This is a genomic window from Streptomyces sp. CNZ287 (assembly GCF_007827615.1).
Genome location: NZ_VISV01000002.1, coordinates 41088 through 68085 on the forward strand (window position 1 = coordinate 41088; position 26998 = coordinate 68085).

Here is a 26998-nt window from a genome sequence, read left to right on the forward strand (position 1 = left end):
TGTGAACTGGATCACGCAATGGTTTGGACAGCGTGATCCTGGGCAGCGGCCGGAGTGGAGTGAACCGATGGTCTATACACGGACAATTCGGGAAGCAACCGGGCAGAACCCGCGTCACTCCACGACTTGCCGACGGGGGAGGCAGGTCGATTTTTCCGTCCGATGCGTGAGGTGTATGTGAGCAGGCTCCAGGCGGAGCACCTGTACAAGGTGTTCGGCAAACGGCCAGAAGACGCGGTCGCCCGGCTAGAGGCAGGGGAAGACCGCGAGAAACTTCGCAAGAAGGGCACGACCGCGGCGGTGGTGGACGCCTCCTTCACCGTCGAGTCGGGCGAGATATTCGTGGTCATGGGCCTCTCCGGGTCCGGCAAGTCCACGTTGCTGCGCATGCTCAACGGGCTGCTCGACGCGACATCGGGCCGGGTGCTCTTCGACGGCCAGGACCTGACGTCGCTGACCGACCGCGAGTTGCGCGAGGTGCGTTCCACGAAGATCAGCATGGTCTTCCAGCACTTCGCGCTCTTCCCGCACCGCAGCGTCCTGGAGAACGCCGCGTACGGCCTCGAAGTGCAGGGCATACCCCGGGCGGAGCGCGAGCAGCGCGCCACCGAGGCGCTGGAGCTGACCGGCCTGAAGGGCTGGGAGCACCACTGGCCCGACGAGCTGTCCGGCGGGATGAAACAGCGCGTGGGCCTGGCCCGCGCCCTGGCCACCGACGCCGACCTGCTGCTCATGGACGAGTCCTTCAGCGCGCTCGACCCGCTGATCCGGCGGGACATGCAGGACCAGCTCATCGAGCTGCAGTCCAAGCTGAAGAAGACCATCGTCTTCATCACCCACGACCTCAACGAGGCCATGCGCCTGGGCGACCGCATCGCCGTCATGCGCGACGGCCGCATCGTCCAGATAGGCACCCCCGAGGACATCCTCGTCCGGCCCGCGGACGACTACGTACGCCGCTTCGTCGAGGATGTCGACCGCACCCGGGTGCTCACCGCCGGATCCATCATGGAGGAGCCGCAGGACGGCCTCTCCCCGAAGGAACTGCGCGCCGCGGCACCCGTCAGCGTCACCGAGGACACGCCCGTCGCCGAGCTGTTCGGCCCGTTCGCGACCGGCGACGACGCCGTGGGCGTCACCGACGCCGACGGCGACCTCGTCGGCCTCGTGGAGCGAGGCCGGCTGCTGTCCATCCTGGGCGACCAGGCAGGCGACGACGAGGGCGAGAAGGTGACCGCGGGTGCCTGAGATCGACTTCGGGTCCCGGGTCGAGTCGGTCGTCGACTGGCTCAAGGATCACCTCGGCTGGCTCTTCGACTTCATCGACACGGTCCTCTCCGGCATGTACGACGGCGTCAACGCCGTCCTCGACGCGCCGGAACCGCTCGTCATGGCGGGCATCTTCGCCGTGATCGCCTTCTGGCTGCGCGGCCCGCTGCCCGCGGTGCTCGCGTTCGCCGGATTCGCCGTCGTGGACTCGGTGCAACTGTGGCCCGAGGCCATGGAAACCCTGTCGATGGTGCTGGTCGCCACCGCGATCACCGTGGTGATCGCCGTGCCGCTGGGCATCTGGGCGGCCCGTAACAAGGTCGTCAGCACCGCCGTCAGGCCGATGCTCGACTTCATGCAGACGATGCCCGCCTTCGTCTATCTGATCCCGGGCGTCATCTTCTTCTCCATCGGCATCACCCCGGGCATCATCGCGACCATCGTGTTCGCCATGCCGCCCGGCGTGCGCATGACCGAGCTGGGCATCCGGCAGGTCGATGCCGAACTGGTCGAGGCCGCCGAGGCGTTCGGCACGAAGCCCGCCGACACGCTGCGCCGCGTGCAACTGCCGCTGGCGCTGCCGACGATCATGGCGGGCGTCAACCAGGTCATCATGCTCGCGCTGTCCATGGTCGTCATCGCCGGCATGGTCGGCGGCGGCGGCCTCGGCGAGGTCGTCTACAACGCCGTCACCCGCGTCGCCATCGGCACCGGCTTCGAGAGCGGCCTCGTCGTCGTCATCCTCGCCATGTACCTGGACCGGATGACCAGCGCGCTCAACCAGCGCGTCTCGCCGCTCGGCCGGCGCGCGCTCGCCAAGACCGCGGCCGCCGTCGACCGGTGGAAGTTCCTGCACTACAAGCCCACCACCGCGATCGCCACCGTCGGCATCGTCGTGCTGGCGCTGCTCGCCGGCGGCCTGAACCTGGCCGAGTCCGACGACGAGGGCACCCAGGAGGCCGCCGCCGCGTCCACCGACGTCGGCGAAGGCCGGAAGATCGACATCGGCTACATCCCCTGGGACGAGGGCATCGCCTCCACCTTCCTCTGGAAAGAGGTGCTGGAGCAGCGCGGCTTCGAGGCCGAGGCCAAGCAGCTCGACCCCGGCCCGCTCTTCACCGCCGTCTCCGAGGGCCAGGTCGACTTCCAGACCGACGCCTGGCTGCCCGTGACCCACGAGCAGTACTGGGAGCAGTTCGGCGGCAAGATGGAGGACATGGGCTCCTGGTACGGGCCCACGACGCTGGAGCTGTCCGTCCCGTCGTACATGAAGGACGTCACGTCCCTGGAGGATCTGAAGGATCACAAGGGCGAGTTCGGCGGGAAGATCATCGGCATCGAGGCCAGCGCCGGGATGATGGGGATCCTGAAGGACAAGGTCGTGGGCGAGTACGGGCTGGAGGACTGGGAGGTCGTCTCCTCGTCCACCTCCTCGATGCTCGCGGAGCTGGAGCGCGCGTACCAGGCCGAGGAGCCGGTGGTCGTCACGCTCTGGTCGCCGCACTGGGCGTACAGCAAGTACGACATGACCAAGCTGGAGGACCCGAAGAAGGCCTGGGGCTCCGGTGACGACGTGCACACCACCGCGCGCAAGGGCTTCGCGAAGGACGAGCCCGTCGTCGCCGATTGGCTGCGCGACTTCACCATGAAGGAGAAGGAGCTCACCAGCCTGGAGGAGATGATCGTCGACGCCGGGGAGGGCAACGAGCAGCAGGCCGTCCGCGACTGGCTGGAGCAGAACGAGGGCTACGTCGACAAGATGGCCCCGCTCCCCGACGGCGGCAACGGCGGCGGCACCCGGGGCAAGGACGCGGGCAAGACCGTGAATCTCGGCTACTTCCCGTGGGACGAGGCCATCGCGTCCACGTACCTGTGGCAGAACGTGCTGGAGGACCGCGGCTACAAGACCAACGTCAAGCAGCTCGACCCCGGCCCGCTCTACACCGCGCTCGCCGAGGGCCAGATGGACGTGCAGTTCGACGCCTGGCTGCCCGTGACGCACGAGCAGTACTGGGAGAGATTCGGCGACAACCTCACCGACATCGGCTCCTGGTACGGGCCGACCACCCTGGAGCTGTCCGTCCCGTCGTACATGAAGGACATCAAGTCCCTGGAGGATCTGAAGGATCACAAGGGCGAGTTCGGCGGGAAGATCATCGGCATCGAGGCCAGCGCCGGCATGATGGGCATCCTGAAGGACAAGGTCGTGGGCGAATACGGGCTGGAGGACTGGGAGGTCGTCTCCTCGTCCACCTCCTCGATGCTGGCCGAGCTGGAGCGGGCGTACGACAAGAAGGAGCCCATCGTCGTCACCCTCTGGTCGCCGCACTGGGCCTACGGCAAGTGGGACCTGACCAAGCTGGACGACCCGAAGGGGGCCTGGGGCGAGGGCGACGACATCCACACCGTGGCCAAGAAGGACTTCGCCGAGGACTTCCCGGAGTTCCACGAGTGGCTGAAGGACTTCACGCTCTCCGAGGAGGAGCTGTCCTCGCTGGAGGTCGAGATCCAGAACGGCGGTGACGGCAAGGAGAAGGAGTCCGCCCGCAAGTGGATGGACGACAACCCCGAGGTCATCGACAGGATCGCACCGGTCTCCTGACCGGCGGTCACGCTCCGGGCGCCTCGCCGTCCCCCTGCGCGGGGGCGGCGGGGCGCCCGCCTTTTGCGCCTGCCGTCGCCGTCCTACGCCGCGCGCAGCGCCGCGCCCAGCACCCCGGGCGCTTCCGCCAGCGACGGCCCGTACCACGTCAGATGCCGCCCGCTCACCGGCGCCGCCGCCAGCGCGGGGAACGCCTCCGGGCCGTCGTCCGCCCCGAACGCGTACGGCTCGTCGGGCAGCACCACCAGCTCCGCGCCGCTCCCGTGCAGCTCCGCGAGCGGCACCCGCGGATACCGCTCCGCGTGCCCCGCGTACACGTTCGCCACCCCCAGCCGCGCCAGCAGGTCCCCGGCGAAGGTCTCCCGGCCCAGCACCATCCACGGCCGCCGCCACACGGGCACCACCGCCCGCCGCACCCGCCCCGGCGGCCGTACGTCCCGCCAGGCCGCCTCCGCGGCGGCCAGCCACGCCGGCCGCGCCGCGGCCCCGCACGCCGTCAGCACCCGCGCCAGCTCCGCGAACGCCTGCTCCAGCGTGCGGACTTCGGTGACCAGCACCTGAAGGCCCGCCGCCCGCAGCGCGGCGAGGTCCGGCTCGCGGTTCTCCTCCTCGTTCGCGACGACCAGGTCGGGCGCCAGCGCGACGATCCGCTCGACGTCCGGGTTCTTCGTCCCCCGCACCCGTACGACGTCGAGCCCCGCCGGGTGGGTGCACCAGTCGGTGGCGCCGACGAGGGCGCCGGGCGCCGAGACGGCGACCGCCTCGGTCAGCGACGGTACGAGGGACACCACACGCCTGCCTGCCATCCCCTCAGGCTACGGCGGCGGTCGTCAGCGGGCCGGGGCCGCGAGGAGGCCGCCGCGGGCCACCGCCGCCGCGGTACGGACCGCGGCCGTCAGCCAGGCCGCGACCAGCAGCCCGTACAGCAGCAGCGCAAGCCCGCGGAACGCCGCGAGCCCCGTATGCTCCGCCAGGCTCGTCGCACCCGTCACGCACGTGCCCACCGGAAACGTGAACGCCCACCAGGTCAGCGCGAACGGCATGCCGCGCCGCGCGGCCCGTACGACCAGCGCCCCCGCCACCGCCAGCCACAGCAGCGCGAAGCCCAGCACCGGCACCCCGTACAGCGCGGCGAACGCTCCCGGTACCGCCGCCGAGCCGTCCGCCAGCGCCCCCGCGGCCGTCGTCGACTGCCCGAGCGGGCCCAGCACCAGGAACAGCGCCGGGGTGAGCGCGAGCGGCAGCGGGCCCCGCTCCACCAGCCGGGCGAAGACCAGCGGCAGCATCAGCAGTGTCGCCAGCAGGCTCATCCCGAACATCCCGAAGCAGCCCAGCACCAGCGACTCCCGCCACTGTCCCGCGGGCAGCCGCGGCGCCAGCGCCGGGCCGGTCGCGGCCGACACCATCGGGGCCACCACCGGCAGCAGCCACACGGGCGAGGCGTCGCCGGGCCGCACCCGGTGGCGTACGACCATCAGGTACGGCACGGCCACGGCCGCCGCCAGCCCCACCGCGGTACCCGCCACCCACAGGGCGGCGTGCACGGCGAACGCCGCGTCGCCGCCCGTCACGCGCGCCCCCACGGCGGTCGTCGCGGCACCGACCGCGAGCAGGGCCATCGACAGGCACCCGTAGAACGGCGCGACCGCGGGATCGGCGAGGTGCTCGCGGGCGCGGTCGGCGTGCCGGGCCCAGTGAACGGCGCGGGCGGCGAGCAGCGCGGCGAGGAGCACGGCGGCCAGGGCCCAGACGGGGACCAGCGCGGCGGGCGGCAGGCCGACCGCGGCGCCGGCGGTGGCGACGATGGCGGTGCCCATGACGCCGGCGTACCAGTGGGGGCCGAGCTCGCGGACGGAGAGCCGGTGGTGTGCGCGGGCGGCGGGGCGGGGGCGTACGAGGACGGTGGCGGCCATGGCAGCAGCCTCGCCCGGGTGGCGGGCGCCCGGTAGGGACCGATTTTCTCTCAGCTCATAAGCTGGGGTTATGAGCGCGTACGAGGCCGCGGGCGAACCGGAGTCGCTGGCCCGCCGGGTGCCGGACCTGGCGGCGCTGGAACTGCTGCTCGCCGTGGCCCGGCTGGGCAGCCTCGGGCGGGCGGCGAAGGCCGTCGGCGTGAGCCAGCCCGCGGCCAGCGCGCGCATCCGGTCCATGGAGCGGCAGCTCGGTGTCGCGCTCGTGCACCGCTCGCCCGCGGGCTCGCGGCTCACCGAGGCCGGGGGTGTGGTGACGGAGTGGGCCCGGCGGGTGGTGGAGGCGGCGGAGGCGTTCGACGCGGGCGCGGCGGCGCTGCGCGCGCGCCGGGACTCGCGGCTGCGGGTGGCGGCGAGCCTCACGGTCGCGGAGTACCTGCTGCCGGGGTGGCTGGTCGCGCTCCGCGCGGCGCGGCCGGAGACGGCGGTGTCGCTCCAGGCGGGCAACTCGGTGGCGGTGGCGTCGCAGGTACGGTCCGGGGCGGCGGACCTGGGGTTCGTGGAGGGCCCGGGGGTCCCGTCGGGGCTGGACGGGGCCGTGATCGGGCGCGACCGGCTGCTGGTGGTCGTGGCGCCGTCGCATCCGTGGGCGCGGCGCCGGCGGGGGCTGCCGCCGGGGGAGCTGGCATCGGCGGCGCTGGTGCTGCGGGAGCAGGGCTCGGGTACGCGGCAGGTGCTGGACGAGGCGCTGGGCCCGTACGGCGGGCTGGGGACGCCGCTGCTGGAGCTGGCGTCGACGACGGCGGTGAAGTCGGCGGCGGTGACGGGGGCGGGGCCGGCGGTGCTGTCGGAGCTGGCGGTGGCGGACGAGGTGGCGACCCGGCGCCTGGTGGCGGTCGCGGTCACGGGCCTGCCCCTGACCAGAGCCCTCCGCGCGGTCTGGCCCCGCGGCCAGCGCCCCACGGGCCCGGCCCGTGACCTCCTGTCCCTGACGAGAAGGGGTGAGCGGGCGGGATGAGGGCCGGCCGGGTGCGTGGTGGGGTTGCCCCGTCCCCGCCCCTTCCCGGTTCCTCAGGGGCTCCGCCCCCGGGCCGCTCGTCACCCGGCTCATCGACTTCGACGAACCGCTCGCCGTGCTCTACCTGTCGGTCATGCACCACGTACCCGACGCCGACGACCCCGTCGGCGTCCTCGGCGCCGTGCTCGGCCGCGCGCGGCCCGGCAGTTGCGTGTGTCTGTCGCAGGTGGTCACCGACGATCCCGCCACCAGCGCCGCGATGACCGAGAGCGTCCGGGCCAAGGGCATCCCGTGGCAGACGAGGACGCCCGCCGAGGTCGACGCCCTCGTCCGGGGGCTGGAGCCCGTCGAGCCCGGGCTGGTGGATCTCGTCGACTGGCGGCCCGACCGGTTCCAGCCGCCGCTGGCCCCCGTCGACCCGGCCCTCCGGCCGTACCTCGGCACCACCAAGCACGCCAAGCCCGTCTACGAGTACGGCGGCATCGTCCGCAAGCCCGCGGGCTGAGGCGCCGGGTCCGTCAGCCCGCCGCCTCCACCAGGCCCCGCAGCACCCGCGCGTCCTCGCCCATCTCCGGGTGCCACTGCACCCCCAGCGCGAAGCCGCCCGCGTCCGGCAGCTCCAGCGCCTCCACCACGCCGTCCGCCGCGTACGCCGACGCGATCACGCCGGTGCCCAGATCCGCCACCGCCTGGTGGTGGTACGCCGGGACCGTCACCGCCTCCGGCAGCAGCGAGGCGAGGCGCGTGCCCGGGACCGGTTTGATCTCGTGGGCGCCGAAGACGCCCGGGCGCTCGCGGTGGCCCTCCATGTGCTGGCGCAGCGTGCCGCCGCGGACGACGTTCAGCAACTGCGCCCCGCGGCAGATCCCCAGCAGCGGCAGCTCCGCCGCCAGGGCCGCCTCGATCAGGGCCAGTTCCCACTCGTCGCGCTCGCGTGACGTCGGGGTGACGGGGTCCGTACGGGCGTCCGCCTCGGCGCCGTAGCGGGCCGGGTCCAGGTCGGGGCCGCCCGCGATGATCAGGCCGTCCAGGCGGCGCAGGGTCTCCGCCGCGCGGGCCGGGGCGTCCGGGGGGAGCAGCGCGGCGAGGCCGCCGGCACGCTGGGTGAGGCGGTGGTAGCCGGCGGGCAGCAAGGCGGCGGGCAGGTGCCACCGGCCCCATGCGGCCTCGTCGACGAGGTAGGTGGAAACGCCGATCAGGGGCCGGGTCCTGCTCATCACTTCTCCCTCGTCGTCGGGCGTTCGAGTTCGGCTTCCGCCTCCGCCAGCGCCGCGAACTCCTCCTCGGGCGCCGCCGCTACCAGACGGTGCCGACTGTAGAGCGCGAAATATCCCAGGGCCACGGCGTACACGCAGCCCGCGATCATCGCCGCCCACTTGTCCACCAGGAACGTCGCCACCAGCGCGGACAGCGCGAGCACGAACGCCACGGAGGACGTCACCGCCCCGCCCGGCGTGCGGTACGGGCGGTGCAGCCCCGGTTCGCGGCGGCGCAGGACGATGTGCGAGAGCGCCATCAGCGCGTACGAGATGGTGGCCCCGAACACCGCGACGTTCAGCATCCGCGCCCCGTTCCCGCTCCCGGCCGCCAGCGCGAAGCCGATCGCGCCGGGCACCAGCAGGCCCAGGAACGGGGCCTTGCGGCGGGAGGTGAGGGAGAGGACGCGGGGCAGGTAGCCGGCCCGGGAGAGCGCGAAGAGCTGGCGCGAGCCGGCGTAGATGAGGGAGAAGAACGAGGCGACGAGCCCGGTGAGGCCCGCGTAGTTGACGAACCGGCTGAGCGCGGTCGCCTCGCCGTCCGGCTGCAGCGCCTCCACCAGCGGATTGCCCGCGTCCTGTACGGCGGCCGAGCCGCGGGCGCCGGCCGCGGCGATGAAGGTGACGACGGCGAGCAGCAGCAGCACGCCCATCGCCCAGGCCATCGCCCGCGGCAGCGTACGGGACGGGTCCTTGGTCTCCTCCGCGGCCAGCGGCACGCCCTCGACGCCCAGGAAGAACCACATCCCGAACGGGAACGCCGCCCAGATGCCCAGGATCCCGAACGGCAGCCAGGAGCTGGCGCCCAGCGCGCCGTGGTCGACCGGGATGTCGTTCAGCGAGCCGGCGCTGAACTCCGTGAGGGCGCCGACGGCGAAGATCAGCAGCGCGGCGACCGCGACGGCGGTCACGACGAGGCTGAAGCGCAGCGCCTCGCCGACGCCCCACAGGTGGATGCCGAGGAAGAGGACGAAGCAGGCGAGGTAGACGGGCCAGCCCGAGGTGAGCCCGAACAGCTCCAGCGACTCGACGTAGTCGCCGATGAAGATGACGATCGCGGCCGGCGCCAGGACGTACTCGATGAGGATCGCCGTGCCGGTCATGAACCCGCCCCAGGGACCCAGCGCCTTGCGCGCGAAGCCGTAGCCGCCGCCGGCCGTGGGCAGCACGGAGGCCAGCTCGGCGAGGGCGAAGACCAGGCACGTGTACATCACGCCCATGAGCAGTGCGGCGATGGCCAGGCCGCCGAACCCGCCCTCGGCCAGGCCGAAGTTCCAGCCGGAGAAGTCGCCGGAGACGACGTACGCCACGCCCAGGCCGGTGAGCAGCAGCGGCCCGGCGCTGCCGGCGCGCAGCGCGCGGCGCCGGAGGTACGCGTCGTCCGCGGCGTCGTGCGCGGCCGGGCCCGAGCCGGCAGGGCCGGGGGCGCCGGGACCGCCGTCGGGGGCGGCGCGGGGGCCGGGCGGTGCGGTGCGGGACTCGGTGCCTTCGCTCATGGTGCCGCTCCTGCCTCAACGGACGATGGGATCCAGCAATGGTGTGGCCCCATACCTTTGCGGCGCCGAGGTCACGAGCGCAAGCCCCCTGCATGAAGGTCCTGTTACACGGCCCCGCCCGCGGCGGTGTGCCGGACGGGCCTAGCCGAGGAAGCCGCGCAGCAGCGCCGCGGTGCCGGCGCAGTGCTCGCGCATCATCTCGCGGGCGGCGTCCGGATCGCCGTCGAGCACCGCGCCGACGAGCGCGGCGTGCTGCGCCTGGCTGTGCTCCAGGTTCCGCACCAGCAGCGGGATGCAGTCCAGCAGGTCGTTGACGGTGGCCCGGACGGCGGCGTACTGCGCCGCGAGCCGCGGCGAGCCCGCGAGTTCCGCGAGGGTGAGGTGGAGCAGGGTGTCCAGCCGCCGGTAGTCGCCCAGCGGTGCGTCCTGGGTGGCCTCCAGGGCGGCGCGCAGCCGCGTCCGCTGCCCGGGCGCCATCTCGGTGCCGGCGCACAGCTCGGCGGCGCCCGTCTCCAGCACCTCGCGGAAGCGCAGCACGTCCTCCAGGTCCGTACGCTCCGTGCGCCGGCGCAACTCCTCCTGCGCGTCCCGGCTGGCGGGGGTGCGCTCCCGTACGAACGTGCCTCCGTAGCGCCCCCGGCGGCTCTCCACCAGCCCTTCGTCCGCCAGCACCTTCAGCACGTCCCGCAGCGTCACCCGGCTGATCCGCAGCCGCTCGGCCAGCTCCCGCTCCGCGGGCAGCCGCTCGCCAGGCGGCACCAGACCCAGGCGCAGGACCTGGAGTATCTGCTCCAGCGCCTCCTCGAAGCCGTTGCCCGCGCGCACCGGGCGCAGTACGGTCCGCAGCCCGTCGCCGGCCGCCGCGTTGCTGAACGCCTTCATCCCGACCCCGCCCTCCCGACCCGCTGCCTCTGCCTACTTCCCAACCAAAGGTATCCACGCATACCTTAAGACGTCCGCAGAAGAGGAGACCGATCCGTGACCGACTCCGCACGCACCCCCGCTCTGCCCGTGCCCGAGCTGCGCCGGCTCGTCGAGGCCGGTGAGCTCGACACGGTAGTCCTGGCCTTCACGGACATGCAGGGCAGGCTTCAGGGCAAGCGCTTCGCCGCCCCCTTCTTCCTCGACGAGGTGCTGGCGCACGGCACCGAGGGCTGCAACTACCTGCTGGCCGTGGACGCCGACATGAACACCGTCGAGGGCTACGAGATGTCGTCCTGGGAGCGCGGCTACGGCGACTTCGCCATGCACCCCGACCTCGCCACCCTGCGCCGCATCCCCTGGCACCCCGGCAGCGCCATGGTCACCGCCGACCTCGCCTGGCACGACGGCGCGCCCGTCACCGCCTCGCCGCGGCAGGTGCTGCGGCGCCAGCTCGACCGGCTCGCCGAGCGCGGCTGGACCGCGTACGCGGGCACGGAGCTGGAGTTCATGGTCTTCAAGGACACCTACGAGCAGGCGTGGAACAGCGCGTACCGGGACCTGACCCCCGCCAACCAGTACAACGTCGACTACTCCGTCCTCGGCACCGGCCGCGTCGAGCCCCTGCTGCGCCGCATCCGCAACGAGATGGCCGCCGCCGGAATGACCGTGGAGTCCGCCAAGGGCGAGTGCAACCTCGGCCAGCACGAGATCGCCTTCCGCTACGACGACGCGCTGACCACCTGCGACCAGCACAGCATCTACAAGACCGGCGCCAAGGAGATCGCCGCCCAGGAGGGCACGGCGCTGACCTTCATGGCCAAGTACGACGAGCGCGAGGGCAACTCCTGCCACATCCACCTGTCCGTGCGCGACGCCGACGGCGCCCCCGTCTTCGCCGCCCCCGGCGGTCCTGACGACGGGGACGCCCCGTACGGCATGTCCGAGACCATGCGGCACTTCGTCGCGGGGCAGCTCGCCTGCCTGCCGGAACTGACGCTCCTCTACGCCCCGAACATCAACTCCTACAAGCGCTTCCGCCCCGGCTCCTTCGCCCCCACCGCCGTCGCCTGGGGCCCCGACAACCGCACCTGCGCCATCCGCGTCGTCGGCCACGGCGGCTCGCTGCGGCTGGAGAATCGGCTGCCGGGCGGCGACGTCAACCCGTACCTCGCCGTCGCCGGGATGATCGCCGCCGGGTTGCACGGCGTCGAGCGGAAGCTCGAACTCCCCGAAGCCTGCACCGGCAACGCCTACACCGGCGACGCCGCGCACGTCCCCGCCACCCTCCGGGACGCCGCCGAGCTGTGGAGCGGCAGCACGCTGGCCCGGGAGGCGTTCGGCGAGGACGTCGTACGCCACTACCGCAACATGGCGCGGGTCGAGCAGGAGGCGTACGACACCGCCGTCACCGACTGGGAACGCTTCCGGTCCTTCGAGCGCATGTGAGGTCGACACCCTTGGCAGCATCGGCACCCGCAGCGCCGGCACCCCCCGCCGCGCCGCACGAGCACACCGTCGTCAACCCCGCCACCGAGGAGGCCGTCGCCACCGTCCCGGCCGCGGGCCCCAAGGAGGTCGCCGCCGCCGTCGCCCGCGCCGCCGGGGCCCAGCGGGGCTGGGCCGCCCTCGCCCCCGGCGACCGCGCCCGGCTGCTGCGCCGCTTCGCCGCCGAGGTCGACGCCCGGATCGAGGAACTGGCCCGGCTGGAGGTCACCGAGGCCGGGCACCCGGTGGCCGCCGCCCGCTGGGAGGCGGGCAACGTACGCGACCTCCTCGACTACGCCGCCGGGGGAGTGGAACGCCTCACCGGCAGCCAGATCCCGGTGGCCGGCGGACTCAACGTCACCTTCGCCGAGCCGCTCGGCGTCGTCGGGGTCATCGCCCCGTGGAACTTCCCCATGCCGATCGCCGCCTGGGGCACCGCCCCCGCGCTCGCCGCCGGCAACGCCGTCGTCCTCAAACCGGCCGAGGCCACCCCGCTGACCGCGCTGCGGCTCGCCGAGCTGGCGCTCGAAGCGGGCCTGCCGGAGGGGCTGTTCCAGGTCGTGCCGGGCGCGGGACCGGTCGCCGGCGCCGCCCTCGTCGACCACCCGGACGTGGCGAAGGTCGTGTTCACCGGCTCCACCGCCGTCGGCAAGCGGATCGCGGCGCGCTGCGCGGAGCAGGTCAAGCGCGTCACGCTCGAACTCGGCGGCAAGAGCCCGAACATCGTCTTCGCCGACGCCGACCTGGAGCGCGCCGCGGCCGCCGCCCCCGCCTCGTTCCTCGACAACACCGGCCAGGACTGCTGCGCCCGCAGCCGCATCCTCGTCCAGCGCAGCGTGTACGACCGCTTCCTCGCCCTGCTGGAGCCCGCCGTCCTCGCCTTCACCGCCGGCGACCCGGCCGACTCCGGTACCCGGATGGGCCCGCTGATCTCCGCCGCCCACCGCGAGCGGGTCCGCGGCCACGTCCCCGAGTCCCGCCCCGCCGCCATCCGCGGCACCGTCCCGGAAGGCCCCGGGTACTGGTACCCGGCCACCGTCCTCACCGACGCGCCGCCCGACGACCCGGTCAGCCGCGAGGAGGTCTTCGGCCCCGTCGCCGTCGTCCACCCCTTCGACGACGAGGCCGACGCCGTACGCCTCGCCAACGCCGGACCGTACGGTCTGTCCGGCTCGCTGTGGACCCGCGACACCGCCCGCGCCGTCCGCGTCTCGCGCGCCGTCGCCGCCGGGAACCTCTCGGTCAACTCGCACAGCAGCGTGCGCTACTGGACCCCCTTCGGCGGCTTCAAGCAGTCCGGCCTCGGCCGCGAGCTGGGCCCGGACGCGCTCGCGTCGTTCACCGAGACCAAGAACGTCTTCATCAGCACCGAGGAGTGAGCACGTTGACCGACCAGACCCCCGTCTGCCGCCGGCTGCCCGGCCGCACCGCCGTCGTCACCGGAGCCGGCAGCGGCATCGGCCTGGCCACCGCGCGCAGGCTCGCGGCGGAGGGCGCGCACGTCGTCTGCGCCGACGTCGACGAGACCGCGGGCAAGGCGGCGGCCGAGGCCACCGGCGGGCTCTTCGTACGCACCGACGTCACCGTCCAGGAGGACGTCGAGGCGCTGTTCAAGGCCGCGTACGACACGTACGGCTCGGTCGACGTCGCGTTCAACAACGCGGGCATCTCGCCGCCCGAGGACGACTCCATCCTCCTCACCGACATCGACGCGTGGCGCCGGGTGCAGGAGGTGAACCTGACCTCCGTCTACCTGTGCTGCAAGGCCGCCATCCCCTACATGCAGCGGCAGCGCCGCGGCTCGATCGTCAACACCGCCTCGTTCGTGGCCGTCATGGGCGCCGCCACCTCCCAGATCAGCTACACCGCCTCCAAGGGCGGGGTGCTGGCCATGTCCCGCGAGCTGGGCGTGCAGTTCGCCCGCGAGGGCATCCGGGTCAACGCGCTGTGCCCGGGGCCGGTGAACACCCCGCTGCTCCAGGAGCTGTTCGCCAAGGACCCGGAGCGCGCGGCGCGGCGGCTGGTGCACATCCCGGCGGGCCGCTTCGCGGAGGCGGAGGAGATCGCCGCCGCGGTGGCGTTCCTGGCGAGCGACGACGCGTCCTTCGTCAACGCCGCGGAGTTCCTGGTCGACGGCGGCATCGCGGGCGCATACGTCACGCCGCTGTAGCCGTGCTCCGCGCGGGCGGTCCGCTCCGGCGGTCCTTCCGGGCGGTCCCGCCTAGAGGAACGTGCGGCCCTCGCCGCGGTACGTCGGGACCGTCTCCGTGACGCGCTCGCCCTCGATCAGGTGCAGCGCGTCGAACCGCTCGCACAGCTCGCCCGCCTTGGCGTGCCGGAACCACACCCGGTCGCCGACCAGCAGGTCGTCGGCGGGCGGGCCGAGCAGCGGGGTCTGCACCTCGCCCGCGCCCTCCTGCTTGTCGTAGCGCAGGCCCTGCGGCAGGTACGGCACGGGCGGCCGGTCCGGGCCGGCGGGCCCGGAGGCGGGGTAGCCGCCGCCGAGGACGGTGACGACGCCGACGCCGGGGCGGCGGACGACGGGCAGCGCGAAGACGGCGGCGGGGCGGCCGGTGAACGCGGTGTAGTTGTCGAACAGCCGCGGCTGGTAGAGCCCCGAGCCGGCGGCGATCTCGGTGACCGCGTCCTCGGCGGCGGTGTGCTGCACGCTGCCCGTACCGCCGCCGTTGACGAACTCCAGGTCCGCCAGCCGCCGCACCGCCGCCACCGCCTCCGCCCGGCGCTCGGCGAGCTGCCGCCTGGCCACCGCCTGCATCAGCCGTATCCCGCGCGACGTGAGCGGCCACCCGGGGATGTCGTCCCCGACGCCGGCCACGTGCCCCTCGTACGCCATCAGCCCCACCAGCCGGAAGCCCGGCCGCCGCACCACCTCGCGGGCCACCGCCGCCAGCGCCGCCGCGTCGGACAGCGGGGAGCGGCGGGCGCCGACGCGCAGCCGGCCGCCCAGCAGCCGCAGCGAGGTGTCCAGCTCCAGGCAGACGCGCACCTCCTCGCGCCCGCGCCCCCGGGCCGCGTCGACGAGGTCCAACTGCGCCGGGTCGTCCACCATCACCGTCACCGCGGCGGCGAGCTTCGGGTCGCCGGTCAGCTCGGCGAAGCCGGCGCGGTCCGCGGACGGGTACGCCAGCAGCACGTCCGCGAAGCCGGAGCGCGCCAGCCACAGCGACTCGGCGAGCGTGAAGGACATGATCCCGGCGAACCCCGGCGCGGCGAGCACCCGCTCCAGCAGCGCCCGGCAGCGCACCGACTTGCTCGCCACCCGCACCGGCTTGCCGGCGGCCCTGCGCACCAGATCCGCGGCGTTGGCGTCGAACGCTTCGGTGTCGACGGCGGCGAAGGGGGCGTCGAGGTGGGCGGTGGCGCGGTCGTAGCGGGCGCGCAGGGCCGCGTGGTCCGGGACGGGGGCGGTGTGGGCCGGCATGGGGGAAGCCTGCCACCGCGTGCCCGGGAGGCGGTAGTGGGTACGGACAGGATGAGGCGCTCGGGCGGCGCACCGTCCGTCGCGGGAGCCCAGTAGAGTGTCGCGAGCGCCTGTCCGGCAGGCCATCGGGGGGCTACTCACAGGAGGGGAGTGAGGGGGCTGTTGAGCACTGACGCAGAGCAGACTCCCGCGGCCCCGCCGTCGCCGGATTCCCCGCCCGCGGCGAGGCCGCGCGAGAGCGCGAAGCCGGAGAGCGCGGAGCCCGTACGGCCCGTACGGCCGCGGCCGGGCGCGGAGCCGCAGCGACCGGTCGGCCCCGCGGGCGGTTCCGGCACCGCGGCACGGGCCGCAGGGCCCGCGCCGACCGGCGGTCCCGTGCGGCCGAAGCGCCCGCGGGCGGCCGAACCCCCGCCACCCGCCGCCGAGTCCGCCGGCACCGCCACGTCCGGCGGCACCGTGCCCCCAGCCGGGTCCGGGTCCGCCGGGGCCACGCCGCCGCGGCTCCCGCCGCGGCCGTACGCCCCGCCCGTGCCCGCCGTCCCTCCCAAGCCCGTAGGCGCCCCGCTGCACATGGCATCCGTGCTCCCCTCCGACATCCCCCGTCCCGAGCCGGAGCCGCCCGCGGAACGGCGCAGCATCGCGCGCACCGTGGCCGCCGCCGTCGCGCTCGTCACCGGCGTCGGCCTCGTCGTGGGCGCCGCCACCGGCAGCCTGCTCAGCGACGGGCCGAGCGCGCAGGCCACGCCCGGGGCGTACGAGGTGGCCCGCGGCCTCTGGCACGCCACCCCCGTCGACACCCTCTTCCCGCCCCGGCTCGAAGGCGACGGCGCGGGCCCCGGCGGCGCCGACCGCGTCTGGGTACGCGTCGCCGTCGCCCCGCCCGCGGACTGCAAGGAGGGCCTCGACGCGGCGCTGGCACGGGAGTTGCGCCGCGTCGGCTGCGAGAAGCTGCTGCGCGCCACGTACACCGACGCCACCCGCAGCAGCGTCACCACCGTCGGCATGGTCTTCACCGCGGCGGGCGCCGCGAAGATGGGCCGGTTCGAGGACCGCTTCGACGAGCGGGAGCTGGCCGCGCGGGCGGACATGCTGCCGCGCGCGTACGGCACGGAGACGGGACCTGCCGCCGGCTTCGGCGCCGAGCAGCGCGCGACCTGGACCATGCGCGTGCTCTCCGACGCCCCCGTCGTCCTCTACGCCGTCACCGGCTTCGCCGACGGCCGCGCCGTGACGGAACCGCAGCCCGCCAACGAGGCCGTCCACCCCGACGCCACCACCGCGCCCGCCCAGGCGGGACTCGGCCACGACGCCGAGGGCATCGCCGACCGGGTCGAGCGCGGACTGCGCAAGACCTCCGCCAAGGCCACGGAGTCCCCGCGGTGACCCGCCCGTTCCGCGTCCACCGCCGCGCCGCCGCGCTCCTCGCCGCGCTGGCCGCCGCCGCCCTGCTCGGCGCCACCGCCGCCCCCGCGCACGCGGACGGCCTCCAGGAGCTGCAGTGGGGCCTGGACGACGTCCGCGCCCCCGAGGCGTGGAACACCACCCGCGGCGAGGGCGTCACCGTCGCCGTACTCGACACCGGCGTCGACGCCGGCCACCCCGACCTCACCGGACAGGTGCTGGACGGCAAGGACTTCGTCGGCTTCGGCGCCCGCCGCGGCGACGACTCCTGGGCCCGGCACGGCACCGCCATGGCCGGCATCATCGCCGCGCACGGCCACGGCCCCGGCGCCGCGGAAGGCGTCACGGGCGTCGCGCCGGACGCGAAGATCCTGCCGGTACGGGTCATCCTGGAGGACGGCGACGCGCAGCGCGGCAAGGCCCGCGAGACCCGCGGCAGCGCGCTCGCCGACGGCATCCGCTGGGCCGTCGACAACGGCGCCGACGTCATCAACCTCTCCCTCGGCGACGACAGCAAGTCCGCCCACCCCGAGCCCGGCGAGGACGCCGCCGTGCAGTACGCGCTGCGCAAGGGCGTGACCGTGGTGTCGTCCGCGGGCAACAGCGGGGAGAAGGGGGACCGCATCTCGTACCCCGCGGCCTACCCCGGCGTCATCGCCGTCACCGCCGTCGACCGGACGGGGGCCCGCGCCGACTTCTCCACCCGGCACTGGTACGCCACCGTCGCCGCCCCCGGCGTCGACGTCGCCATCGCCGACCCCGACCGCACCTACTACGAGGGCTGGGGCACCAGCGCCGCCGCCGCTTTCGTCTCCGGCGTCACCGCCCTGGTCCGCGCCGCCAACCCGGACCTCACCCCCTGGCAGATCCGCGACCTGCTGCGGGAGACCGCGCAGGACCCGCCGGAAGGCGGCCGCGACGACGAGCTGGGCGCCGGCCGGGTCGATGCGGCGGCGGCGGTCGCCGCGGCCCGGGAGCTGAAGGCCGCGCCGCAGGAGCCGAAGTCGGCCGCGTACGACGAGAAGCGCTTCGGCTCGGCGCCCGCGCTCGTCGCCACCGAGGACGACGGGCCCAACGGCCTGGCGCTCGCCGCGGGCGTCATAGGCGTGGGGCTGATCGCGGGCGCGTGGTTCCTGTGGCGCGGTCCGCGGTCGCGTGCGGCCGGCGTCTGGCGCGGCCCCGAGCCCCCGCCCTTCGCGCCGCCGCCGGCCGGGCCGTCGCGGTCGGCGCCCCCGCCCGGCGCCGCAGGACCGCGCCCGCGGGGCGACGACGGGCGACCGCTAGGCTCGTCGGGTGTCGCTGAAGAACATCCCTGACCCCGGCTTCGCCGCCGACGACGGCTCGGCGGACCCCGGCCTCGCGGCCGCCCTCACCGCGTACGCGGAGGCCCCCGACGACCCCGCGGCCGGGGTCCGGGTGCTCGCGGCCCTCGCCGGCACGCGGGTGCTGGTCCCCGTCGTCGCGCTCCTCGGCGAAGCGGAGGAAGGCCCGGACAGGCTGCGCCGCGACAAGACCAGCGATATGGCGGTGCCCACCCTCGAAGTCCCCGGCGGCCGGCGCGCCCTGCCCGCCTTCACCTCCACCGCCGCCCTCGCCCGGTGGGACCCCGCCGCCCGCCCCGTGGCCGTGGCGCTGCCGCAGGCCGTACAGGCCGCCGTCGCCGAGCGCGCCGACACCGTCGTCCTGGACGTCGCGGGCCCCGTGCCGTACGAGCTGACCGGGCCGGCCCTGCTCGCCGCCGCCGAGGGCCGCGGCAGCACCGACCCGCTGGCCGACCCCGGCGTCGTCGCGGCCGTGACCGCCGTGGTCTCCGGAGTCGCCGGGATACGTGCCGCGTCCCTGGCCCGCGCCGGCGAGGCGGACGGCACCCTGGCCCTCGTCCCCGCCGCCGGCACCGCCCCCGCCGCCGTCGCCCGTGCCGTCGCCGAGGCGCTGGCCGCCGACGCCACCCTGCGGGCCCGGCTGGTCCGCGGTCTGGACCTGGCGCTGCTGCCGCCGGACACCCCGCTCCCCGGCGCACCGCTGCCGCTGCGGCCCGGGGCCGGGTAGCGCCCGTACCCGGCCCCGGGCCGCGGCCCCGGCGCTGGTTAGGGTGGCCTCCGGTCCCGTACGAGGAAGTGAGCCCCCATGAGCGACACCGGCCCCGGCGCCGACGCAGGACCCGACTTCGACGCGCTGACCCGCGACATCGCCGAGGTCCCCGCCGTGGAGGTGATCACGACGGTGGCGGTGCACCTGATGAGCGCCGCCGCGGTCAAGCTCGGGCTCGCCGAGGACGGCGCCGCGCACAAGGACCTCGACGAGGCCCGCAAGCTGATCACCGCACTGGCCGGGCTGGTCACCGCGGGTGCCGCGGAGGTCGGCTCGTACCACGCGGCACCGCTGCGCGACGGGCTGAAGTCGCTCCAGCTCGCCTTCCGCGAGGCGTCCGAGCACCCGGACGAGCCGGGCCAGGGTCCCGGCGAGGCGTACACGGGCCCCGTCTTCAGCTGACCCCCGCCGTGGGCGCGGCACGGATGTGCGGGGTCTCTCCGCGCACTGGTATGCTGGACAGCGACCGGCCGGACGCGCCATGCAGGAAAGAGGAGCGACCGGCCCGCAAGTGGAGGCTCCGATCTCCCACCTTCCGGCCCCCGGTCGGCGGGTCACCGGTCCCAAGCGCCCCGCGGCTGGCTCTGCGGTGGTGCTCCCCGGCAGGAGCCGCATTTGCGTCCCGTCCGGGGATTTTTTCGTGCCCGCGTCGGATGGTCGGCAGACAGAACGTGACGCGGTTGCCCGCCAGGCAGTCGCGTGGTGGAAATGAGGAGGCCACATCAGCGCCGAGCCCCGCATCAACGACCGGATTCGCGTCCCCGAGGTGCGACTTGTCGGCCCCAGCGGCGAGCAGGTGGGCATCGTCCCGCTCGCCAAGGCTCTGGAGCTTGCCCAGGAGTACGACCTCGACCTGGTCGAGGTGGCGGCCAACGCCCGTCCTCCGGTGTGCAAGCTGATGGACTACGGGAAGTTCAAGTACGAGTCGGCCATGAAGGCCCGTGAGGCGCGCAAGAACCAGGCGCACACGGTCATCAAGGAGATGAAGCTCCGGCCGAAGATCGACCCGCACGACTACGACACCAAGAAGGGTCACGTCGAGCGGTTTCTCAAGCAGGGTGACAAGGTCAAGATCACGATCATGTTCCGCGGTCGTGAGCAGTCCCGTCCCGAGTTGGGCCGGCGGCTGCTGCAGCGGCTCGCGGAGGACGTGCAGGAGCTGGGCTTCGTGGAGTCCAACCCCAAGCAGGACGGCCGCAACATGATCATGGTCCTCGGTCCGCACAAGAAGAAGACCGAGGCGATGGCCGAAGCCCGGGAGGCCCAAGCCGCCCGCAAGGCGGAGCGCAGGGGCGACGACAACGCTCCGGCGGAGCGCGCCGAGGCCTGATCGCGGACCCGGCCCCGGGTCCGGAGACGTACGAAGTCAGTCTGACGCTTCCGCATGCCCTTTTACGGGGGTGGTGGGAGGCGCCGAAGACGAGGAGTGAACGGCGAGATGCCGAAGAACAAGACCCACAGTGGTTCCAAGAAGCGCTTCCGCGTGACCGGCTCCGGCAAGGTGCTGCGTCAGCGTGCCAACCGGCGCCACTACCTGGAGCACAAGCCGTCGACTCTGACCCGGCGCCTCGCCGGCACGGTCGAGCTGTCCAAGGCCGACGCCAAGAAGGTCAAGAAGCTTCTCGGCAGGTGAGTCGCCGCCCTGCACCGGCAGGGCGCAGGACTCAAGAGACCGGGACCCAGCCGTTCCGGGTCGCGCAGCCGACGCGACCCAGCCCCAAGGAGTGAACAAGTGGCACGCGTCAAGCGGGCAATCAACGCCCAGAAGAAGCGCCGGGCGATCCTCGAGCAGGCCAGTGGTTACCGCGGCCAGCGCTCCCGCCTCTACCGCAAGGCGAAGGAGCAGGTCACCCACTCCCTCGTCTACAACTACAACGACCGCAAGAAGCGCAAGGGCGACTTCCGGCAGCTCTGGATCCAGCGGATCAACGCCGCTGCCCGCGCCAACGGCATCACCTACAACCGCTTCATCCAGGGCCTGAAGGCCGCGGGCGTCGAGGTGGACCGCAAGATGCTGGCCGAGCTGGCCGTGAACGACGCGGGCGCGTTCGCCGTGCTCGTCGAGGTGGCGCAGAAGGCGCTGCCCAGCGACGTCAACGCGCCGAAGTCCGCCGCCTGAGCCACCGCGCTCGCACGGTACGTACCAAGGACCCGCAGGCCCCGCCGGCCTGCGGGTTCTGTCTTCGGCGCGGGTCGTCCCGCCGCCCGCGCCCCGCACCCGCTGTACGAAAGGTCTCCCCGCCGCCCATGGGCATCCCCGAGCCGATCTCGCCGCGCTCCGCCCGCGTCACCGCCGCCCGCAAGCTGCTCAGGCGCGCGGGGCGGGCCAAGGAGCGCAGGTTCCTCGCCGAGGGGCCGCAGGCCGTGCGGGAGGCGGTGGCGTACGGGGCCGGAGCGGCCGGCGGCGCCGGTCCCGTGCTGGCCGAGCTCTTCGTCACCGCGGAAGCCGCGGAGCGGCACGCGGAGATCGTCGGGGCGGCCCGGAGCACGGGGGTACGGGTGCACACCGCCGCCGAGGACGTCGTCGCCGGGCTCTCGCAGACCGTGACCCCGCAGGGTCTCGTGGGCGTCTGCCGGTTCCTCGACGTGCCCCTCGCCGACGTCGTCGCCGCCCGCCCCCGGCTCGTGGCCGTCCTGGCGCACGTCCGCGACCCCGGCAACGCCGGCACCGTGCTGCGCTGCGCCGACGCGGCGGGGGCCGACGCCGTGGTGCTGACCGACGCCTCCGTGGACGCGTACAACCCCAAGGCCGTACGGGCCTCCGCCGGCAGCCTCTTCCACCTGCCCGTCGTCACCGGCGTGCCCGCCGAGCGTGCCGCCGCCGAGCTGCGCGCCGCCGGCGTGCGGCTGCTGGCCGCGGACGGTGCGGGGGAGCGGGACCTCGACGACGAGCTGGACGACGGCGGCCTCGCCGCCCCCACCGGCTGGATCTTCGGCAACGAGGCGTGGGGGCTGCCCGCGGAGACCAGGGCGCTCGCCGACGCCGTCGTGCGGGTGCCGATCCACGGCCGCGCCGAGAGCCTGAACCTCGCCACCGCCGCCGCCGTCTGCCTCTACGCCTCGGCCCGGGCGCACCGCCCGATCGGCGGGTGCCGTGCCGTCAGCTCCGCCCGGTAAGGTGACCGCTCTAGGTCCGCGAGTCGACCGTACGGGCAGGCCAACGCCCGGTCCGCGGGAGGGGGTTCATGGGGTGGAGAGTGCAGATGACGGGCCCGGGGTGAAGGACCTCGGCTGTGCGCCCGACGATCTGCCGGACGGCCTCGTCGTGGCCGACGAGCACGGCGTCGTGGTGCGCTTCAACGCCGCCGCCGCGCGGATCACCGCCCTGGAGCCGGCCGCCGTCCTCGGCCGCCCGCTGGCCGAGGCGCTGCCCCTGGAGGATCTGAAGGGCCGCCGCTGGTGGCGGCTGACGGACCCGTACGGCGGCCTGGCCATCCGCACCGGGCACCCGGAGCGCAACCTGCTGCTGCCCGGCAACCGCGAGGTGCTGGTCGCCGCCCGGTACGTGCGCGACGGGCGCACGGGCCCGGTGCGCAAGCTCGTCGTCACCCTGCGCGGCACGGAGGCCCGGCGGCGCAGCGAGCGCAGCCACGCGGAGCTGATCGCCACCGTCGCGCACGAGCTGCGCTCGCCGCTGACCTCTGTGAAGGGCTTCACCGCCACGCTGCTGGCGAAGTGGGAGCGGTTCACCGACGACCAGAAGCGGCTGATGCTGGAGACGGTGCACGCCGACGCCAACCGCGTCACCCGGCTCATCGCCGAGCTGCTGGACATCTCCCGGATCGACTCCGGCCGGCTGGAGGTGCGCAAGCAGCGCGTCGACGTGGTTGCCGCGGTGCACCGGCACGTGGAGGCGCAGACCACCGCGGGCCAGGACCCGGCGCGGTTCCGCACGCTGGTGCCGGGGGAGCTGCCCGAGCTGTGGGCCGACCCGGACAAGGTCGACCAGGTGCTGGGCAACCTGCTGGAAAATGCCGTGCGCCACGGCGAGGGACTTGTCACCATCGAGGTGGCACCCGCCACTCTCACCCACGGCAGGGAAGGCACCCAGGTCACCGTGAGCGACGAAGGCCCCGGCATCCCGGAGGAGTCGATGAGCCGCGTCTTCACCCGCTTCTGGCGGGGCAGCAAGCGCGGCGGCACGGGCCTGGGGCTGTACATCGTCAAGGGCATCGTGGAGGCCCACGGCGGGATCATCACGGTCGGCCGCGCCCCCGGCGGCGGCGCCCGCTTCCGATTTACCCTGCCCGTCGGCGCCCCGGCCCACCTCGCCTGAGCAGCGGCCGCCCGCCCACGGGCCACACCCACGGGCTTCACCCACGTCCACGCGCCCGTAGACTCGACCCCCGGCCCCTCGGCGACCTCGCTCGCCGACACCGCCGCGGCCGCCGGGTCGGGGCGCAGCCAGCCAATCGGAAGTACGGGAAGAGATGTCGGCACCGAACAAGTCGTACGACCCTGTCGAGGTCGAGGCACTGAAACCGGAAGAGATCGACCGGGTGCGCGACGAGGCGCTGGCCGCCATCGCCGCGGCCGGCGACCTCGCAGAGCTCCGCGAGGTGAAGATCGCCCACGCCGGCGACCGCTCCCCGCTGGCGCTGGCCAACCGCGAGATCGGCGCCCTGCCGCCGCACGCCAAGGCGGACGCGGGCAAGCGCGTGGGCCGGGCCCGCGGCGAGGTGGGCCAGGCGCTCAAGCGGCGGCAGGAGGAGCTGGAGGCGGAGCGCGACGCCCGGGTGCTCGTCGAGGAGGCGGTGGACGTCACGCTGCCGTACGACCGCTCGCCCGCCGGCGCCCGCCATCCGCTGACCACGCTCTCCGAGCGCATCGAGGACATCTTCACGGCGATGAGCTGGGAGGTGGCCGAGGGCCCCGAGGTCGAGGCGGAGTGGTTCAACTTCGACGCCCTCAACATCGCGCCCGACCACCCCGCGCGCAGCGAGCAGGACACCTTCTTCGTACGCGGCCCGCAGGGCGACGGCGCGGGGGAGCGGCAGGGCGACGACGAGTCCGGCGTCGTGCTGCGTACCCACACCTCGCCCGTGCAGATCCGCACCATGCTCGACCGCGAGCCGCCGGTCTACGTGATCTGCCCCGGCCGCGTCTACCGCACCGACGAGCTGGACGCCACCCACACCCCCGTCTTCATGCAGGTCGAAGGGCTGGCCGTGGACGAGGGCCTGACGATGGCCGACCTCAAGGGCACCCTCGACCACATGGTCTCCTCGCTCTTCGGCGAGGGCATGCGGACCCGGCTGCGCCCGGACCACTTCCCCTTCACCGAGCCGTCCGCCGAGATGGACATGGTCTGCTTCGTCTGCCGCGGCGAGTCCGTCGGCAACCCGGACCGGCCCTGCCGCACCTGCGGCTCCGAGGGCTGGATCGAGCTGGGCGGCTGCGGCATGGTCAACCCGAAGGTGCTGGTCGCCTGCGGCATCGACCCGGAGCGCTACAGCGGGTTCGCGTTCGGGTTCGGGATCGAGCGGATGCTGATGTTCCGCCACAACGTCGAGGACATGCGAGACATGGTCGAGGGTGACGTGCGCTTCACCAGGCCGTTCGGGATGGAGATCTGATGCGAGTCCCGCTTTCGTGGCTGCGGGAGTACGTCGACCTGCCGGCCGGCGAGACCGGCCGTGCCGTCCAGGCCCGGCTGATCAGCGCCGGCCTGGAGGTCGAGACCGTCGAGCGGCTCGGCGCGGGCCTGACGGGCCCGCTGGTCGTCGGCCGGGTGCTGGCGATCGAGGAGCTGACGGAGTTCAAGAAGCCGATCCGCTACTGCCAGGTCGACGTCGGCCAGGCTGGGGGTACCGGCGAGCCGCAGAACATCATCTGCGGCGCGAGCAACTTCGCCGTCGGCGACAAGGTGGTCGTCATCCTGCCCGGCGGCGAGCTGCCCGGCGGCTTCAAGATCGGCGCCCGCAAGACGTACGGCAAGGTCTCCGAGGGCATGATCTGCTCGGTGCGCGAGCTGGGCATCGGCGACGACCACGACGGCATCCTCGTGCTGCCGCCGGAGTACGAGCCGGGCACCGACGCGATCGAGCTGCTGGAGCTGAACGACGAGGTCCTGGACATCGCCGTCAACCCCGACCGCGGCTACGCGCTGTCCCTGCGCGGCGTCGCCCGCGAGACCGCCATCGCCTACGGCCTGCCGCTGCGCGACCCGGCGCTGCTCGACGTGCCCCCGCCGAACGACTACGGCTACCCGGTCAAGGTCGACGACCTGCGCGGCTGCGACCGGTTCACCGCCCGCGTCGTCACCGGCGTCGACCCTGAGGCCCGCTCGCCGATCTGGCTCCAGCGCCGGCTGCAGAAGGCCGGCATGCGCCCGATCTCGCTCGCCGTGGACGTCACCAACTACGTGATGCTGGAGATCGGCCAGCCGCTGCACGCCTACGACCGCGACCGGCTCGACGGCCCCCTCGGCGTCCGCCGCGCGGCCCCGGGCGAGAAGCTCACCACCCTCGACGGCGTCGAGCGCACCCTCGATCCCGGGGACCTGCTGATCACCGACAACCGCGGCCCGATCGGGCTGGCCGGGGTGATGGGCGGCGCCGACACCGAGATCGCCGAGGCCGGGGTACGCGACCACCTGCTCGGCGCCGTGGCGGGCACCACCGACATCGTGATCGAGGCCGCGCACTTCGACCCCGTCTCCATCGCCCGCACCTCGCGCCGCCACCGCCTCACCTCCGAGGCGTCGCGCCGCTTCGAGCGCGGCGTCGACCCGGAGGCGGGACCGGCCGCGGCGCAGCGCACCGTGGACCTGCTGGTGCTGCTCGCCGGCGGCTCCGCCGAGGCCGGCGTGACCGGGGTCACCGCGCCCCGGGGGCCGCGTACGGTGCGGATGAAGGCCGACCACCCGGACCTGGTGGCGGGCGTGACGTACGGGCGCGACACCGTGGTGCGCCGGCTCCAGGAGGTCGGCTGCGACGTCTACGGCGCCGACGAGCTGACCGTCACCGTGCCGTCCTGGCGCCCCGACCTGGGCTCGCCGAACGACCTCGCCGAGGAGGTCATCCGGCTCGAGGGCTACGAGAACCTGCCTTCGACGCTGCCCCGGCCGCCCGCGGGCCGCGGTCTGACCGGCCGGCAGCGGCTGCACCGCAGGGTCGGCCGGGTGCTGGCCGGCGCCGGCTACGTCGAGGTGCTGAACTACCCGTTCGTGGGCGAGGCGGCGCTCGACGCCCTCGGCCTGGAGCCGGACGACGCCCGCCGCCGTACGGTCACCCTCGTCAACCCGCTGAGCGACGAGGAGCCGGCGCTGCGCACCACGCTGCTGCCGGGGCTGCTCGCCGCCCTGCGCCGCAACCACGGCCGCGGGGCCGCGGACCTGGCGCTCTTCGAGACCGGCCTGGTCTTCCGGCCCTCCGGCTATGAGACCGCGCCGGTGCGGCTGCCCGTCGACCGGCGGCCCACGGACGAGGAGATCGCCCGGCTCGACACCGCCCTGCCCAAGCAGCCGCGCCGCGCCGCCGTCGTCCTCGCCGGCGCCCGCGAGCGTGCCGGCTGGTGGGGCCGGGGCCGCCCGGCGGACTGGGCGGACGCGGTGGAGGCGGCCCGTACCGTGGCCCGCGAGGCGGGCGTGGAGCTGGCGGCGGAGTCCGACCGGCACGCGCCGTGGCACCCCGGCAGGTGCGCCGCGCTCTTCGCGGTCGTGGACGGCGAGCGGCGGGTCGTCGGCCACGCGGGCGAGCTGCACCCGCGGGTGGTCAAGGCGATGCAGTTGCCGGAGCGCACCTGCGCGATGGAGGTCTCGCTCGACCTGCTGGAGATCGCCGGCGGCGGCCCGCTCCAGGCGCCGCGGATCTCCACGTACCCGGTGGCGACGCAGGACGTGGCGTTGGTCGTGGCCGCGGACGTGCCGGCGGCGAAGGTCGCCGCCGCGCTGCGCGCGGGGGCGGGGGAGCTACTGGAGTCGGTGCGGCTGTTCGACGTCTTCACCGGCGAGCAGGTGGGCGAGGGCCGCAAGTCGCTCGCCTACGCGCTGCGGTTCCGCGCCCCCGACCGCACGCTGACCGCCGAGGAGGCGGGTGCCGCCCGCGACGCCGCGGTGGCCAGGGCCGCGGCGGAGACGGGCGCGGTGCTGCGCGGGGCGTGA

At 74.2% G+C, this 26998-nt stretch carries 24 protein-coding genes; 18 read left to right on the forward strand and 6 right to left on the reverse strand.

Annotated features, from left to right (window positions below; translation table 11 throughout):
• Positions 1–177: 177 nt before the first annotated feature.
• A complete protein-coding gene (locus FB457_RS04370; RefSeq protein ID WP_078898606.1) occupies positions 178–1248 on the forward strand; it encodes a quaternary amine ABC transporter ATP-binding protein in 1071 nt (356 codons plus the stop codon).
• Positions 1241–3871 carry an ABC transporter permease/substrate binding protein gene (locus tag FB457_RS04375; RefSeq protein WP_145780909.1) on the forward strand — a complete coding sequence of 877 codons (2631 nt, stop codon included), beginning with the start codon at positions 1241–1243 and terminating at the stop codon, positions 3869–3871. The genes FB457_RS04370 and FB457_RS04375 overlap by 8 nt, the downstream gene beginning before the upstream one ends.
• Before the next feature lie 83 nt (positions 3872–3954).
• On the opposite strand, the gene FB457_RS04380 is transcribed toward FB457_RS04375, so the two are convergent.
• Together FB457_RS04380 and FB457_RS04385 are read right to left on the reverse strand one after the other, a co-directional pair.
• On the reverse strand, positions 3955–4677 hold the full coding sequence (locus FB457_RS04380) for a helical backbone metal receptor (RefSeq protein ID WP_047014829.1): 723 nt from the start codon (positions 4675–4677) through the stop codon (positions 3955–3957).
• Positions 4678–4701: 24 nt separating this feature from the next.
• Positions 4702–5784 (reverse strand): SLAC1 family transporter, encoded by a 1083-nt coding sequence (locus FB457_RS04385; protein ID WP_047014828.1) that lies wholly within the window; start codon positions 5782–5784, stop codon positions 4702–4704.
• A gap of 70 nt (positions 5785–5854) precedes the next feature.
• On the opposite strand from FB457_RS04385, the gene FB457_RS04390 reads away from it, so the two are divergent.
• Together FB457_RS04390 and FB457_RS04395 are read left to right on the forward strand one after the other, a co-directional pair.
• Positions 5855–6799, forward strand: coding sequence for a LysR family transcriptional regulator (locus tag FB457_RS04390; RefSeq protein ID WP_047014827.1), 945 nt, complete (start codon positions 5855–5857; stop codon positions 6797–6799).
• A complete protein-coding gene (locus FB457_RS04395; RefSeq protein ID WP_253911150.1) occupies positions 6783–7304 on the forward strand; it encodes an SAM-dependent methyltransferase in 522 nt (173 codons plus the stop codon). The genes FB457_RS04390 and FB457_RS04395 overlap by 17 nt, the downstream gene beginning before the upstream one ends.
• Positions 7305–7317: 13 nt before the next feature.
• On the opposite strand, the gene FB457_RS04400 is transcribed toward FB457_RS04395, so the two are convergent.
• The 3 genes from FB457_RS04400 to FB457_RS04410 all read right to left on the reverse strand — a co-directional run bounded on the left by FB457_RS04400 (position 7318) and on the right by FB457_RS04410 (position 10433).
• Entirely contained in the window at positions 7318–8016 is a 699-nt protein-coding gene (locus FB457_RS04400) for a gamma-glutamyl-gamma-aminobutyrate hydrolase family protein (protein WP_047014826.1), read from the reverse strand.
• A complete protein-coding gene (gene eat, locus FB457_RS04405) occupies positions 8016–9551 on the reverse strand; it encodes an ethanolamine permease (RefSeq protein ID WP_047014825.1) in 1536 nt (511 codons plus the stop codon). The genes FB457_RS04400 and eat overlap by 1 nt, the downstream gene beginning before the upstream one ends.
• A 141-nt stretch (positions 9552–9692) precedes the next feature.
• A complete protein-coding gene (locus tag FB457_RS04410; RefSeq protein ID WP_047014824.1) occupies positions 9693–10433 on the reverse strand; it encodes a FadR/GntR family transcriptional regulator in 741 nt (246 codons plus the stop codon).
• Between the two features lie 96 nt (positions 10434–10529).
• On the opposite strand from FB457_RS04410, the gene FB457_RS04415 reads away from it, so the two are divergent.
• From FB457_RS04415 to FB457_RS04425, 3 genes are read left to right on the forward strand one after another with little or no spacing between them, the layout of a single operon-like run.
• Positions 10530–11921: a glutamine synthetase family protein gene (locus FB457_RS04415; RefSeq protein ID WP_047014823.1), complete on the forward strand. Its 1392-nt coding sequence runs from the start codon at positions 10530–10532 to the stop codon at positions 11919–11921.
• 11 nt (positions 11922–11932) lie between these two features.
• Entirely contained in the window at positions 11933–13339 is a 1407-nt protein-coding gene (locus tag FB457_RS04420) for an aldehyde dehydrogenase family protein (protein WP_047014822.1), read from the forward strand.
• 5 nt (positions 13340–13344) lie between these two features.
• Positions 13345–14130 carry a 3-oxoacyl-ACP reductase gene (locus FB457_RS04425; RefSeq protein WP_047014821.1) on the forward strand — a complete coding sequence of 262 codons (786 nt, stop codon included), beginning with the start codon at positions 13345–13347 and terminating at the stop codon, positions 14128–14130.
• Between the two features lie 51 nt (positions 14131–14181).
• On the opposite strand, the gene FB457_RS04430 is transcribed toward FB457_RS04425, so the two are convergent.
• Positions 14182–15402 carry an alanine racemase gene (locus FB457_RS04430; protein WP_047014820.1) on the reverse strand — a complete coding sequence of 407 codons (1221 nt, stop codon included), beginning with the start codon at positions 15400–15402 and terminating at the stop codon, positions 14182–14184.
• Between the two features lie 570 nt (positions 15403–15972).
• Between FB457_RS04430 and FB457_RS04440 the strand changes: the two genes are divergently transcribed.
• From FB457_RS04440 to pheT, 11 genes are all read left to right on the forward strand, one after another.
• Positions 15973–16785, forward strand: coding sequence for a hypothetical protein (locus FB457_RS04440; protein ID WP_253911149.1), 813 nt, complete (start codon positions 15973–15975; stop codon positions 16783–16785).
• Positions 16782–18119: a type VII secretion-associated serine protease mycosin gene (mycP, locus tag FB457_RS04445; RefSeq protein ID WP_047014818.1), complete on the forward strand. Its 1338-nt coding sequence runs from the start codon at positions 16782–16784 to the stop codon at positions 18117–18119. The genes FB457_RS04440 and mycP overlap by 4 nt, the downstream gene beginning before the upstream one ends.
• Positions 18097–18852, forward strand: coding sequence for an SseB family protein (locus tag FB457_RS04450; RefSeq protein WP_047014817.1), 756 nt, complete (start codon positions 18097–18099; stop codon positions 18850–18852). The genes mycP and FB457_RS04450 overlap by 23 nt, the downstream gene beginning before the upstream one ends.
• 78 nt (positions 18853–18930) lie before the next feature.
• Positions 18931–19296 (forward strand): DUF1844 domain-containing protein, encoded by a 366-nt coding sequence (locus tag FB457_RS04455; protein WP_047014816.1) that lies wholly within the window; start codon positions 18931–18933, stop codon positions 19294–19296.
• A 319-nt stretch (positions 19297–19615) separates the two neighbouring features.
• The gene (infC, locus tag FB457_RS04460; protein WP_078564259.1) at positions 19616–20224 is read left to right on the forward strand and encodes a translation initiation factor IF-3; all 609 of its coding nucleotides are present in this window, start codon (positions 19616–19618) and stop codon (positions 20222–20224) included.
• A 108-nt stretch (positions 20225–20332) separates the two neighbouring features.
• Entirely contained in the window at positions 20333–20527 is a 195-nt protein-coding gene (gene rpmI, locus FB457_RS04465) for a 50S ribosomal protein L35 (RefSeq protein WP_018852864.1), read from the forward strand.
• Positions 20528–20626: 99 nt separating this feature from the next.
• Positions 20627–21013 (forward strand): 50S ribosomal protein L20, encoded by a 387-nt coding sequence (rplT, locus tag FB457_RS04470; protein WP_047014815.1) that lies wholly within the window; start codon positions 20627–20629, stop codon positions 21011–21013.
• A 128-nt stretch (positions 21014–21141) separates the two neighbouring features.
• Complete coding sequence (locus tag FB457_RS04475; RefSeq protein ID WP_047014814.1) at positions 21142–22011, forward strand: TrmH family RNA methyltransferase; 870 nt, start codon at positions 21142–21144, stop codon at positions 22009–22011.
• Positions 22012–22084: 73 nt separating this feature from the next.
• Entirely contained in the window at positions 22085–23170 is a 1086-nt protein-coding gene (locus FB457_RS04480) for a sensor histidine kinase (RefSeq protein ID WP_047014813.1), read from the forward strand.
• Positions 23171–23324: 154 nt separating this feature from the next.
• Complete coding sequence (pheS, locus tag FB457_RS04485; RefSeq protein WP_145780911.1) at positions 23325–24470, forward strand: phenylalanine--tRNA ligase subunit alpha; 1146 nt, start codon at positions 23325–23327, stop codon at positions 24468–24470.
• A complete protein-coding gene (gene pheT, locus FB457_RS04490) occupies positions 24470–26998 on the forward strand; it encodes a phenylalanine--tRNA ligase subunit beta (RefSeq protein ID WP_145780913.1) in 2529 nt (842 codons plus the stop codon). Before pheS ends, pheT begins: the two co-directional genes overlap by 1 nt.

Bases quoted from the DNA above. Each gene is read 5' to 3' on its own strand.
- FB457_RS04380 (WP_047014829.1), bottom strand. From the start codon at position 4,677: ATGGCAGGCAGGCGTGTGGTGTCCCTCGTACCGTCGCTGACCGAGGCG.
- FB457_RS04385 (WP_047014828.1), bottom strand. From the start codon at position 5,784: ATGGCCGCCACCGTCCTCGTACGCCCCCGCCCCGCCGCCCGCGCACAC.
- FB457_RS04390 (WP_047014827.1), top strand. From the start codon at position 5,855: ATGAGCGCGTACGAGGCCGCGGGCGAACCGGAGTCGCTGGCCCGCCGG.
- FB457_RS04400 (WP_047014826.1), bottom strand. From the start codon at position 8,016: ATGAGCAGGACCCGGCCCCTGATCGGCGTTTCCACCTACCTCGTCGAC.
- eat (WP_047014825.1), bottom strand. From the start codon at position 9,551: ATGAGCGAAGGCACCGAGTCCCGCACCGCACCGCCCGGCCCCCGCGCC.
- FB457_RS04410 (WP_047014824.1), bottom strand. From the start codon at position 10,433: ATGAAGGCGTTCAGCAACGCGGCGGCCGGCGACGGGCTGCGGACCGTA.
- FB457_RS04430 (WP_047014820.1), bottom strand. From the start codon at position 15,402: ATGCCGGCCCACACCGCCCCCGTCCCGGACCACGCGGCCCTGCGCGCC.
- FB457_RS04440 (WP_253911149.1), top strand. From the start codon at position 15,973: ATGGCATCCGTGCTCCCCTCCGACATCCCCCGTCCCGAGCCGGAGCCG.
- FB457_RS04455 (WP_047014816.1), top strand. From the start codon at position 18,931: ATGAGCGACACCGGCCCCGGCGCCGACGCAGGACCCGACTTCGACGCG.
- rpmI (WP_018852864.1), top strand. From the start codon at position 20,333: ATGCCGAAGAACAAGACCCACAGTGGTTCCAAGAAGCGCTTCCGCGTG.
- FB457_RS04475 (WP_047014814.1), top strand. From the start codon at position 21,142: ATGGGCATCCCCGAGCCGATCTCGCCGCGCTCCGCCCGCGTCACCGCC.
- pheS (WP_145780911.1), top strand. From the start codon at position 23,325: ATGTCGGCACCGAACAAGTCGTACGACCCTGTCGAGGTCGAGGCACTG.
- pheT (WP_145780913.1), top strand. From the start codon at position 24,470: ATGCGAGTCCCGCTTTCGTGGCTGCGGGAGTACGTCGACCTGCCGGCC.